10 protein-coding genes are annotated in these 12,033 nt (G+C 56.6%); 3 read left to right on the top strand and 7 right to left on the bottom strand.

The window, feature by feature from the left end:
• Window positions 1-906 precede the first annotated feature (906 nt).
• From FHS90_RS16650 to FHS90_RS16625, 6 genes are all read right to left on the bottom strand, one after another.
• The gene (locus tag FHS90_RS16650; protein WP_182513887.1) at window positions 907-3,126 is read right to left on the bottom strand and encodes a xanthine dehydrogenase family protein molybdopterin-binding subunit; all 2,220 of its coding nucleotides are present in this window, start codon (window positions 3,124-3,126) and stop codon (window positions 907-909) included.
• Window positions 3,123-4,115: an FAD binding domain-containing protein gene (locus FHS90_RS16645; protein ID WP_182513886.1), complete on the bottom strand. Its 993-nt coding sequence runs from the start codon at window positions 4,113-4,115 to the stop codon at window positions 3,123-3,125. Before FHS90_RS16645 ends, FHS90_RS16650 begins: the two co-directional genes overlap by 4 nt.
• Window positions 4,112-4,639: a (2Fe-2S)-binding protein gene (locus FHS90_RS16640; RefSeq protein WP_082893375.1), complete on the bottom strand. Its 528-nt coding sequence runs from the start codon at window positions 4,637-4,639 to the stop codon at window positions 4,112-4,114. The genes FHS90_RS16645 and FHS90_RS16640 overlap by 4 nt, the downstream gene beginning before the upstream one ends.
• Window positions 4,640-5,060: 421 nt before the next feature.
• Entirely contained in the window at window positions 5,061-5,651 is a 591-nt protein-coding gene (locus tag FHS90_RS16635) for a nucleotidyltransferase family protein (protein WP_182513885.1), read from the bottom strand.
• 3 nt (window positions 5,652-5,654) lie between these two features.
• Window positions 5,655-6,815, bottom strand: a complete 1,161-nt coding sequence (locus FHS90_RS16630; RefSeq protein WP_182513884.1) for an XdhC family protein — start codon at window positions 6,813-6,815, stop codon at window positions 5,655-5,657.
• A gap of 202 nt (window positions 6,816-7,017) precedes the next feature.
• Window positions 7,018-7,482: a hypothetical protein gene (locus FHS90_RS16625; RefSeq protein WP_182513883.1), complete on the bottom strand. Its 465-nt coding sequence runs from the start codon at window positions 7,480-7,482 to the stop codon at window positions 7,018-7,020.
• A gap of 477 nt (window positions 7,483-7,959) precedes the next feature.
• On the opposite strand from FHS90_RS16625, the gene FHS90_RS16620 reads away from it, so the two are divergent.
• The 3 genes from FHS90_RS16620 to FHS90_RS16610 all read left to right on the top strand — a co-directional run bounded on the left by FHS90_RS16620 (window position 7,960) and on the right by FHS90_RS16610 (window position 10,498).
• Window positions 7,960-8,484, top strand: a complete 525-nt coding sequence (locus tag FHS90_RS16620) for an RNA polymerase sigma factor (RefSeq protein ID WP_182513882.1) — start codon at window positions 7,960-7,962, stop codon at window positions 8,482-8,484.
• Window positions 8,481-9,092, top strand: a complete 612-nt coding sequence (locus tag FHS90_RS16615) for a cupin domain-containing protein (protein ID WP_066836574.1) — start codon at window positions 8,481-8,483, stop codon at window positions 9,090-9,092. The genes FHS90_RS16620 and FHS90_RS16615 overlap by 4 nt, the downstream gene beginning before the upstream one ends.
• Before the next feature lie 491 nt (window positions 9,093-9,583).
• Complete coding sequence (locus tag FHS90_RS16610) at window positions 9,584-10,498, top strand: lytic transglycosylase domain-containing protein (protein ID WP_343049752.1); 915 nt, start codon at window positions 9,584-9,586, stop codon at window positions 10,496-10,498.
• 221 nt (window positions 10,499-10,719) lie between these two features.
• On the opposite strand, the gene FHS90_RS16605 is transcribed toward FHS90_RS16610, so the two are convergent.
• Window positions 10,720-11,727 (bottom strand): SDR family NAD(P)-dependent oxidoreductase, encoded by a 1,008-nt coding sequence (locus FHS90_RS16605; protein WP_206598699.1) that lies wholly within the window; start codon window positions 11,725-11,727, stop codon window positions 10,720-10,722.
• Window positions 11,728-12,033: the final 306 nt, after the last annotated feature.

The raw sequence follows: 12,033 nt of genomic DNA, 5'->3' as shown, positions 1-12,033 counted from the left end.
AGGCACGAGTCTGGAGGCCCGCGCCAGCGCGTGAGTATCAGCTGGCGTTAGAAGGCACGGAAGTAACTTCCGCGCCATAGGGGAGCTATAGAGGGCAGAGGTAATGTGAGGCTGCCGCCTCATGGAAGCTGAAAGCTTCCGCCATTGTAGGTCCAAGTTGGAAACTTGAACCAGAGAAAGCGACAGGCAAGCAGCAATAAGTAAACAAACAAACAGCAATGAACAATCAACACTTCTGCTAGTGGTACTCCTTTTTAGCACTTCTGCCCTTGACTGATGTGCGCAGCACGGGCTCGCCTCAGGCTAGCGGATCAGTAACCATTACCTACTGGAACAGATATAACCAGTGAGGCTGATCAGGAGGGGAACAGAAACCAGTCCTGGGGGTGAGCGCCTCTGTTAATACGGTGCCGCGTGAGCGGCAAGGCCGGAGGGCCTAGTTTTAACAGCAGTGCTCACCGCCAGGACGGGGCCCCGCGGCCGTGAGCGCTTACCGGAGGCAATGCAACAGCAATGGGATTTCGCACCGGAGCAAACGGCTAAGCCAAGGAAACAGCAGATTACGCCTTCCTGCAGCAGCCAAGGGAATAACGAACTACGCATACCTACGCCTGCTGCAACAACAATGAAAAAGAAGCGCTTTTGAAGCCCTGCTTCCAACTGCACTGCCAAGGCAACAGCAGACTTCGCCTTCCAACCGCAGCCAAGGGGACAGCGAACTTCGCCTTCCAACCGCACTGCCAAGGGAACAGCGAACTTCACATTCCTGCCACAGCCACAACCTACCAGGCAAACCTGCAGCTGCTGCAACAGCTCCCACCGCCACGGTAACAAAACCCTTACCTCCGCAAAAAAAAACTATAAAACCATTTCGGGGCTGTTTTCCCAAAATCAGCCCCGAAACAGCTACAGCAACTTATCTAAGGTGATGGGTAACTCCCTTACCCGCTTCCCGGTGGCATGAAACACCGCGTTGGCAATAGCGGGAGCTACACTCACTATCCCTATTTCACCCAGCCCTTTCGCGCCCAGGGGGTTCACAATGGCATCATGCTCCTCCACAAAAATAACCTCAATCTGCTGCACATCGGCGTTCACCGGTACGTGGTACTTGTCCAGGTCATACGTCATGAAACGGCCTACGCGGCTGTCCATGACCGAATGTTCCTCTAACGCCACGCCAATTCCCCAGACAGCCCCGCCTAAGATCTGGCTGCGGGCGGTTTTGGGGTTGATGATGCGGCCACCGGCAATGGCGCTGACAATGCGGGTCACCTTGATGGTGCCCAGGTCTTCGTCTACCTGCACTTCCACAAAGGTGGCTGAGTGGGCGTAGGGGGAGTAGTTCTGCTGTTCTTTGGCCGGTTTCAGAGAAGCCTCTACCTCAAGGGGGGAGCCTTTGGCTTGGGCAAGAACCTCGGCAAGAGAGACAGACTGTGCCGGGGCCTGGGTGACAAACAGGCGTCCGCCGGAAAAGGTGAGGTCTTCGCGTTTGGAGTTGGAGAAATGCGAGTTCTCCAGTTTCTGCGCCAGCTTCAGCAATTGTTCCTGTACTTGCTCACACACGGCCTTTACCGCAGAACCCACAGATGAAACCGTCCAGGAGCCTCCTTCCAGCGGAGATTTGGGAAGAGTGGAGTCGCCTAATTTGAACGTAACGTCCTCCAGCGGGAGCCCCAGCGTCTCAGCCGCTATCTGGGCCATGACCGTGTAGGTGCCGGTGCCAATGTCGGCGGTGGCGCTGCTCACTGTCAGTTTGCCTTCAGGGGTCAGAACGGCTTTGGCGGCCGCCTCCTGCTGCTTGGCCTCCCAGGCACCCTGGGCCACGCCCCACCCAATGAGCTGGTGGCCTTCCTTCATAGACCGGGGCGCTGGATTTCGCTTTTCCCACCCAAACCTGGCCGCCCCCTGGCGGTACGCCTCCCTGAGCTCCTTGCTGGAGAAGGGTTTGTCTTTGTTGTAGTCTTTCTCTGAATAGTTTTTTAGCCGGAACTCCATCGGGTCCATGCCCACCTGGTAGGCCATCTCGTCAATGGCGCATTCCAGGGCGTAAATGCCGGTGGTGCCGCCCGGGGCCCGCATGTCCAGCGGGGTGTACACATCCAGGCCCACCAGTTTGTGGGTCAGTTTCACATTGTCACAGGCATACAGTACCCCCGGCCAAATGACCACATCCTCAGAGTAGTCTTCAAACCGAGAGGTCTCAGCAAACGCATTTTGCTCCAGTGCCTGCAGCTTGCCGTCCTGGGAGGCGCCCAGGGCAAAGCGCTGGACCGTTTTCGGCCGGTGGCCGAAGGAAAACATCTGCTGCCGCGTGAGCATGAGCCGCACGCTCCGTTTCAGTTCCCGCGCCGCCAGCACCGCCAGAAACAGCTGGTACTGCGGCCGCAACCCAGACCCGAAGCCCCCGCCTACATACTCAGACACCACATGCACGTCCTGCAGGGGAATCCCGAAGGCGTGGCTCAGGTACTTCTGGCTGTTCTGCACCCCCTGAATTTTGTCATACACGGTCAATTTGCCGTCCTGGCCGTAGATGACCGTGGCGGCGTGCATTTCCATGGGGTTGTGGTGCTCTGCCGGGTGGCTGTAGGCTTGCTCCAGCTTCACCGGGGCGTGGGCCATAGCCTCCTCTGGGTTGCCCCAGGGTTTAGGCGGCGGACTGGATTTATAGTTGGGCGGCTCGTACGCGTGTATGAGGTTCTTCTCGAAATCAGTCTCCTGTGGCTCCTCCTCATAGGTTACCTTCACCAGCATACCCGCATAACGGGCCAGTTCAAACGACTCTGCCACCACCAGCGCAATGGGCTGCATACTGAACGTGATTTGGTTGTTGTACAGCGGCCGGAAGGGGGAACCGGGCGGAGAGTCCTCGTCCTGGTAGTGGGAGTCCAGCCAGGTGTAGCCGGGGCGGTTCTCATGGGTAAAGATATGCAGCACGCCCGGCAGCTGCTGTGCTTCAGAAAGGTCTATGCCTGTGATCCTGCCTTTGGCAATGGCACTGTTCACCACAAAACCATACACCAGGTCCGGGGCGAAATATTCAGCGGCGTATTTGGCCTTTCCGGTTACTTTTTCTCTGCCGTCTTTGCGGTTGGCGGGTGTTCCTATGTGGTGCGTGTTCATGCCGTGGTTTTCCTTTCTTTGGCTTGTAGCAGCGCCCGCACAATTGCCCGCTGCGCTAGTTCAATCTTAAAGTCATTGTGCCCGTAGCCTCTGGCGCCCTGCAGGTACGCCTTGGCCAGTTTCTGGAAAGTAGCCGGGGTGGCTTCCTGTCCTTTCAGAAGTGCTTCGGCCTCTGGCAGGCGCCAAGGTTTATGCGCCACGCCACCCAGCGCCACTCTTATGTCTTTGATAGTGTCACCGTCCAGCTCCAGGGCCGCCGCCACAGAGACCAAGGCAAAGGCATAAGATGCCCGGTCCCGGAGTTTGAGGTAAGCGTAGTGCTGAGAAAACCCTTTAGACGGCAACTCAATGGCAGTGATGATTTCATCTGGCTGGAGGTTGGCGTCCAGGTGGGGCGTATCTTCCGGCAGCCGGTGGAAGTCCTGGAACGGAATGGTTCTTTCCCCCGCTTTCCCTGTCACGTGCACCGTGGCCTCCAGGGCCGCCAGCGCCACACACATGTCTGAGGGGTGGGTGGCAATGCAGGATTCGCTGGTTCCCAGAATAGCCAGGTCCCGGTTATACCCCTTGATAGCCGAACAGCCGGAGCCGGGTTCACGCTTATTGCAGGGAGTGTGGGTGTCATAGAAGTAGTAGCAGCGCGTGCGCTGCAGCAGGTTGCCCCCGTCTGTGGCCATGTTGCGCAGCTGGGCGGTGGCCCCGGCCAATATAGCGTGCGAGAGGAGCGGATACCGTTGCTCTACCTGGGGGTGATAGGCCGTGTCAGCGTTCGTGACCAGGGCCCCCAGCAGCAAGCCGCCTTCTCCGGTTTTGTCAATAGACCGGTGGGCTATCTGAGTGATGTCAACCAGGTGGCTCGGCCGCAGGACATCAATTTTCATCAGGTCCAGCAGGTTGGTGCCGCCGGCAATAAACCTGGATCCGTCAGTAGACACCTCTCGTACGGCTGCCTCTACATCTGCTGCCTGTGTATAGGTAAACGGTCTCATTGGGCGTGCCTCCTTTCCAGCGCTTCCTGCGCCACCTGCACAATGTTGGTGTATGCGCCACAGCGGCAGATGTTGCCACTCATGAGGTCCCTGATCTCCTCCAAAGTCTTCGCCTTTCCTTCATTTACCAGCCCAATCACTGAGCAGATCTGCCCCGGGGTGCAATAGCCGCACTGGAATGCGTCATGGTCTATGAACGCCTGCTGCACGGGGTGCAACTGGTCGCCCTGAGCCAGGCCCTCAACAGTGGTGATATCTTTGTTTTGCTGCATCACTGCCAGGGTAAGGCAGGAGTTGATGCGTTTGCCGTCAACCAGAATGGTGCAGGCGCCGCATTGGCCATGGTCACAGCCTTTTTTGGTGCCGGTGAGTTGCAGGTGTTCCCGCAGGGCGTCCAGCAGCGTTGTCCAGGGGGCGAGTTGTAGCTGGTGCGAGGTTCCGTTCACGCTCAGGGTGACGGAACGGGTTTCGGGCAGGGTAGGCCGGTGGGCGTAGTCTGCTCCCGAAGAGTTGTCTTTGTTCATGAATGACCGGTTGTACGGGTGAAACATTTGGCCAGGCTGCGCTTACTTCCCTCAGACGCGTGTCTGCGTCTATCCAACCGCCGGTGCAGGTGCATCTGCCACTTTCTACCAGTACGGTGACGGCGCAAATACAGTTAAGGCCGCAGACAGAATAACTTCTGTATGACCAGTTATTCTTAACAGGAGCGGAGGGGCTTTTCAAATGCTTCAGGAGCAGATGGTCTTAAATAGCCGCAGGCACCTACGTAGAGGCTTCGGCCGCTCTTCTATTGTTAAAGTGTTCGCTCAAAAAATTGGGGTGATGGCTGGCGGTCTTTCCTACTTCTGCTCCTGCCAGATAAGATCACCTGCCTCTTTCTGTTTTCGGCCTGTTTTCGTGAAAACAGGCCGAAAACAGAAGGATAGCATCAAGAACCGGGTTCTATAACTGCAGCAGCCGTTGGTAATCTTCTAGCGTGTCAATATCTATTCCGCCTAGCGGAAAGGGAATTACGGCAACGTCTGCCGGGTATTGGGATAACAGTTTCTTAGCGCCTTCCTGACCGTTGAGTTGACGTAACGCCGGAAAGAAATGCTGGCTGAAAAGCACCGGCGCGCCCACCGTGCCCTGGTACGAGCAGGCTATGATCTTCTGACCTGAACATTGGAAAGCAGTAGCCATCTCCTGTAAAAGAGGGGTAGAGACAAAAGGCTGGTCGCAGAGCAGGACCAGAATTCCCTCCAGGTCTGGGGAGACAGAAAGCAGATGCGTTACCCCCGCTTTGATAGAAGAGGCCATGCCTTCCTGCCAGAGGGGGTTGTGTACCACCAGGGCATTGGAGGTAGAAATGTCTGGTATAATAGCCGGGGCATTTGCGCCTACCACCACCACAGCCGGGCCGGCTTGCAGCGCCAACGCCGCTTGCAGGGTGTGCTGGAGCAGTGTCTGGCCTTGAAACACCAGTTGCTGCTTGGCTTGCCCCAGGCGGGTAGAGGCCCCGGCGGCCAGAATGATCGTTCCCAGGAGTTGCATGACCTAGAGGGGCGTTTCAGCCAGGGGGGACGTTTGGCCGGCAGCGTGAATGGGGGCTTTTTTCTCTCTGAGGAACCCACCCGGGCGTTGGGAAAGCACTGCCTTGATTTCTGACAGGATGGAGAGGGCAATCTCTTCTGGGGTCTCCGCGCCCACATCCAAGCCTACCGGCCCGTAAACCTTCTTCAGGGCCTCAGGGTCAAAAAAAGAAGCCTCCTGGGTAGCCAGTTCTGCCAGCATTCTCTCCATCTTTTTCTTGGGTCCTAACACCCCAACATAAGGGACCTGAAGCGGGAGCAGCTGCCTGAGCATGGCCAGGTCATAGTGGTAGTTGTGGGTAAGCAGCAGGAATACCGTGCGGGCATCTACCTCCATTTGCGGCAGTACGCCCTCTGGTTTGGAGATGAGGACCCGCTGCGCATTGGGGAAACGTGCCCGGGTGGCGTAATTGGCCCGCCCATCTACCACGGTGGTGGGCCACCCCAGCAGGTGGGCCAGGTTTACCAGCGGCATCACGTCGTTTCCGGTCCCGCAAATCACCAGGGCAGGAGCAGGCTCCAGTACTTCTACAAAAGCCGTGTACGCTTTCCCCTGGAACGCATACGAGGTATGGAGGGAGCAACCGGAGCGGAGGGCATGGCGGGCATCTGCTTCCACCTGGGGCAGAAGGGCTTTGGGCAAGGCAGGGGTGGCCTGGGTGCCCGCCTCCTGTGCAAGAAAGCAAGTGCCAAACTGTTGCCCTTTGCGGTCCTGGAGCGAAAAGAGCGTCACCACCACCGCGGGTTTGCGTTGCTGAAGCGCCTGCTGTAGCAGCAGCACCGCCTGGTCGTTCGTACCGGGGGTAAGGGGTTCAATGAGAATATAGATGATTCCGTTGCAGCCCAGCCCTACACCTAAATGCGAATCGTCATCATCCATGGTGTCATATTTCACCAGGGCTGGTACCCCCTGGGCCATGGCCAGGCGGGCTTTGCGCAGGGCGTCCCCCTCCAGGCAGCCGCCACTGATGGCCCCGGTGAGCTCGCCGTCTTCAGAGACCAGCATGCGGGCCCCCGGCCTTCGGTAAGAGGAGCCTTCTAAATAAACCACCGTGGCCAGGGCGGTCATTTTACCGGCTGCCTGGTGCCGCAGGTACGCTTCTGCTATTTCTTTAATTTCTTTCATGGAAAGGGAAAGAAGCTAATGTGGGAGTGTATGGACGAAAGCACATGGGTTTATTTGGTCTTTGGTACGGCACAGAAGCTTTGGCAGACCCTGTACCGCTTGCAAAGCCTACCATGAAGATTGCCCTTTGGTGTACTTTTTTCTGGCGCTCTTGGTTTGGGTGCGTGAACAGATTCTTGATAATCTACTGGCCTGCAAGAGGTTAATCTTGGTTGTCTCCTGTAGTGGGCGAAATACCGGGCGGGTTGAAAAGCCCCCAGGTGTCCAGCATATAATTCCAGGGGTCAAAGCTGTTCACCCATTCAAGAAAAAGGAGCCGGTATTCTTCAATGGCTTCACGGAGCAGGCGGAAGTAGTGCACGTCTTTAAACCCGAACATCTCCAGGCTGGTGCAGTGGGTGAGAAGGTCCCGGGCCGCCTTTCTGATGAGGGTGGCATTCTCCATGCGCAGGTCGTAGAGGTCAGAGGCCTCGGCGCCCGCCACTTTCACCGTCAGGAGGGAAGCGTCTTCCAGCATCTGCTCCATCAGGCTCACATGAATCTCCTGGTCCTCTTCAATGAGGGCTGCAATCTTCACGGTCAGCTGGAAAATCTCCCGCCCTTTCTGGTAGAGTTCCAACTGGTCTGGCAGCGAGAATTCCTCCCCGTCCTCTTCTGGTGGTAGCATAGGTTTGGGTTTTAAACAAAGAAAACAAAGTTTTGGCAGCGAAAAGGCTTTTTGCCTCTTTTCTTCCTTTTGGTGTAATCCATTACTTTGTTTCTTCTTTCAACGTTTACTCCTTCGGCTTTGCCGAAGGGAAGGTTGCCCGTGGCCTGCCGGTTGGGCTTACAGGAACCAGAAGGCCCATGGGCAAGGGTTGGAGGCCAGTGCTGTGCTGTGCTGTGCCATAAAGCAGAACCTGTAATGACGGTAGGTAACCGTAACTATGACAGGGTGTTAAGAGAAGGGGAGACGGTTTCTGTTTAGGGGATGTTTTTCTGAAAACAGCCCCAAAACAGAAAATCTGACCAGCGGCATGAACGGGGCGCGGCGGTGATAAAAAGTGGCGCGGCGTAGGGATTAAGAGGGGCGGTTGCTATCTTGGGAGGTCAATGGTCCTTATTGGGGCTAAAACATGCGGATGTTTTTTTGAGAGGAGCGGTTATGCTGGAAATTGATTTAAAGGGTAAGACGGAGGAAGACCTGGTCAGGGCGCTGCAGGCGGGTCAGCGGGAGGCGCTCAGCCTGCTGTATGACGCGTATTCGCCGGTGCTGCTGGGGCTGGTGGCCCGTATTCTGCCCACCCAGGAAGCCGCGGAGGAGGTGCTCCTGGCCTGCTTTGTGCATGTCTGGGGCAAGATCAGGGACTTCAACCCCGCTACCCACCGCCTTTTGACCTGGTTGCTGGGCATTGCGCGGCAGTTGGCACTGGCAAAGAAAAATTCCACCAGGGCGTTTGCTCCCGGGCAAGATCAGAAAATGACTACTTTTGCCCCTGATAACCAACCGGACACCCGCTTGCCTTCCTTTCACGGGCTCGCTTCCCCTGAAAAAGCCGTTCTGGATCTGGTCTATCTGCAAGGATACACCTGCCCACTGGCGGCAGAAGAGCTGGGGTTGACAGAAGAGGCGCTCAAGGTGAAACTGAAAATGGCGTTTACACAAATAAGGGCAGAGAAAACAGCATGAACCCACTAGAAGAATTTTTGCAATCGGGCATCATTGAGCTGTACGTACTAGGGGCGACCAGCCCGCAGGAGTCCCTTGATGTGGAGCAAATGGCGGCGGCATACCCGGAGGTTCGGCAGGAAATTGACCAGGTGAGCCTGGCGCTGGAGGCGTATGCCTCTGCCCATGCCGTAGAGCCTAAACACACCATCAAGCCGCTGGTCCTGGCCACGGTAGACTACATGGAGCGCATGAAACAAGGGGAGGTGCCCGCCTCGCCGCCTGAGCTTACCCCGGCGTCAACCGTGGCAGACTATGAGAAATGGCTGCAGCGGCCAGACATGACGCTCCCAGATGACGCCGAAGATATCTTTGCCAAGATTATAGGCTATACGCCCAAAGCCACCACGGCCATAGTCTGGGTCAAAGACATGACAGATTTTGAGGTGCACCATGAAGAATACGAGCGTTTCCTGATCTTAGAGGGCACCTGTGACATGGTGGCGGGCGAAGACATACACCAATTGGCGGCCGGAGATTTCTTTGCCGTTCCGTTGCATACGCCGCACATGATCAAAGTCACCTCCCAGGTTCCCTGCAAAGCCGTTCTGCAACGCATTACGGTGTAAAAAGGAAATCTGACCTGACCCGTCAGCTGTTGTTCTTCTGCCTAACCTGTGCCAGGGAAAGATAAGCTTTCACGTACCCTTTGGGGGAGCGGTGGAAGTACAAATTGCCTCAACTTTAAAATGCGTCAGAAAGGTTTTCTGGTATATGTGACGCAGCACGGGCAATTATTCCATTCCCCAATAAGAAGGGCAGAGGCCGCTATGAAGGCATAAACGTTGTCTACTGGGGCGTATGTTTAAATAGAACTCCATTTCCTGGCAATCTTTCCCCGCCTTCTGTTTTGGGGCTGTTTTTCAGAAAACAGCCCCAAAACAGAAGGCGTTTTGATAAGGGTCACCCCAACGAAAGCTGTGAAAGTGGCGCATGGGGTACGTTTAGGGGCTTCTGGAGCGTTTCTTGTAAGACAGGGGCGGTAACTTATCTGCAAAGAAGGTAACTTTTACCGCTTCTGGGCCTGTATAAGGGAGAAGAGAAAATAAAGGAGGAACGCGTGTCACAGCAAATCTGGAAAACCCTGGGGGTGGGCGGTCTGCTAGCCCTTACGTTGCACCTGTGTAGCCAGCGGGCTATTCAGCAAGGGGCCATGGCCACAGAAGAAACGGCTTCCTTTAGGGAGGCCACGGTGATCAGGGCGCCCAAGCTGCCTGCCCGCCTCACGTTTGCCGGCGAACCCGTGCCGCTGGAGGTGCCAGATGTGGCCGAGCGGCTGGACCGGGAACTGCTCACCAACTCGTACCTGCAAGCCACTACGCTGCTGGGGCTTAAACGCATGCAGCGCTACCTGCCCCAGATTAAGCAGCTGCTGGTTGAAAATGACGTTCCCGAAGATTTTGTGTACCTGGCCCTGGCCGAAAGCCTTTTCAGCCACGTGACCTCGCCTGCCGGGGCTTCTGGCTTTTGGCAGCTCATGCCAGACACCGCCCGCGGCTACGGCCTGCTGGTGAACGCCGAGGTGGACGAGCGCTACCACCTGGAAAAGGCTACCCGTGCCGCCTGCCGCTACCTCAAAACCGCCAAAAAGAAATTCGGGACGTGGACCAACGCCGCCGCCTCCTATAACCGCGGCATGGCGGGGCTGGATGCCGCGCTAAAACGTCAGCGGGTGGACTCGTTCTATGACCTGTTCCTCAATGACGAAACCTCCCGCTATCTTTTCCGGATTCTTGCGCTGAAGGAAATCCTGGGAAACCCGGAAAAGTACGGCTTTGATCTGCCAGAGGCGCAAGGCTACGCCCCCCATCACGTGCGTACCCTCACCGTTACCTCCACCATTCCTGATCTGCCCCAGTACGCGCTGGACCAGGGCACCAACTACAAAACCCTCAAGCTGTACAACCCCTGGATCAAAAGTTACAAACTGACCGTGACCGCCGGGAAAGAGTATGAGCTGGCCCTGCCGAAATAGAAGCCTTCTGTTTTCGGCCTGTTTTCTGAAAAACAGGCCGAAAACAGAAAATTGCTCAGGAGTATGTATTTGGTTTGCCTACCAACAGGAACAGCGGGAGGTCTTCTAGAGCGGGTCCAAAACCAAGAACTTTCCCACAGAAAAAGCATGGTTGCCGGTTCTGGCTATGGCTTTCTTAGCACGCAAGCCAAAATTTAAGCAGGCCCTTCTGTTGCGGGGCTTTAGTTCTTTTGCTTGCGCTGTTTGTTTTCCTCCCGCATACGTTTTTTCACCCCGTCATCTACGCCTCTGCCTGTGGGCATGGGTTCATGCACAGAACCAGCGGTTGGCGGCATGGGCAAGCCGTTTCTTATCTGAGATTTGTGGATGGCATTGGCAGAAATACGCTCTGTGAAGCGGGGGAAGAAGCGGTGGCTGACCCAGGAGGCTTTGGCTTTCCAGCCCACGGGCCGTTCATTCCTGCCGCGCAGCGTGGCCCGTATGGTAGCGTTCACTACTTTGCCGGGCGGGTCCATCATGACCATGCGGGGTGTTTTGCCCGTGTAGTTGGCGGCATGCCCCCAGAAAGGGGTGTCTACGGCCCAGGGCTCTACCGTTACCACCCTTATGTTTTTATGACCGTTCAGGCGCAGCTCCTGGTTGAGCGCCTGCCCCAGGTTCTTTATCCCGCCTTTGGTGGCGGCATAGGAGGCGTGGTAAGCCAGCGGGTTCACACTCTCTATGGAGCCCATGTTGATGAGCGTGCCGTAGCCTTGCGTGCGGAACTGCCGGACGGCGGCAAAGCTCCCGTAGATGATGCCTTTCAGGTTCACATCTACAATGCGCGCCTGGTCTTGCAGCGGAATCTCCCAGAACCGGCCAATGCCGCCCACGCCCGCCATGTTGATCCAGACGTCAACCTTCCCGTACTGCTGCAGGGCCAGCGCCATGAGCCGCTCCACCTGGTCTGGTTGGCTGATGTCTGTGGGCACCACCAGCGCGGTGCCACCTGCTGCCCTTATCTGCGCAGCAATCTCCTCCAGCAGATCCCCGCGGCGGGCAGCCAGCACTACGTTGGCTTTGTAGGTCCCCAGTTTTTCGGCAACGCCCCGGCCAAAGCCGCTGGAGGCACCCACAATCACCACCGTTTTACCGGCAATCTTCTTTTGGCCCGATGCCCCTAGCTCAGAGGTGGCACAGCTGCTGAGAACAAGCCCCAGCAACAGCAGGAAGAGGGCAGAGGCTTTCACCCCGGTCAGAAGAGAAGAGCCTGGTTTTTTTTCTGGGGACTTGCTTTTACAGTTTGCGGTAAAGGGTAAACCGGTGGGGCTGCTCTGTTGAGCCAGGGGCTTCGGCCTGCTGCCGGCGGGTACCGGAGCGGGTGGAAAAATAACAGTAGGGAAAGATGGCTTCATGGAGGCGTATAGTTGGGGATAGAAAGTTCAGGTGCCCTGTTCCCTCTTCTTTCACGGGTACGGTTGTAAGAAGTTATACCGGAAGACATCCGTATTTACCCTCTTTTTTTCCTGCCTTTTGGAGGGATGGGTGGGGCAGAA

Source organism: Rufibacter ruber (assembly GCF_014138425.1).
GTDB classification, from domain to species: domain Bacteria; phylum Bacteroidota; class Bacteroidia; order Cytophagales; family Hymenobacteraceae; genus Nibribacter; species Nibribacter ruber_C.
The sequence above is the reverse complement of the archived record's forward strand: the minus strand, read 5'-3'. Positions and strand labels throughout refer to the sequence as shown.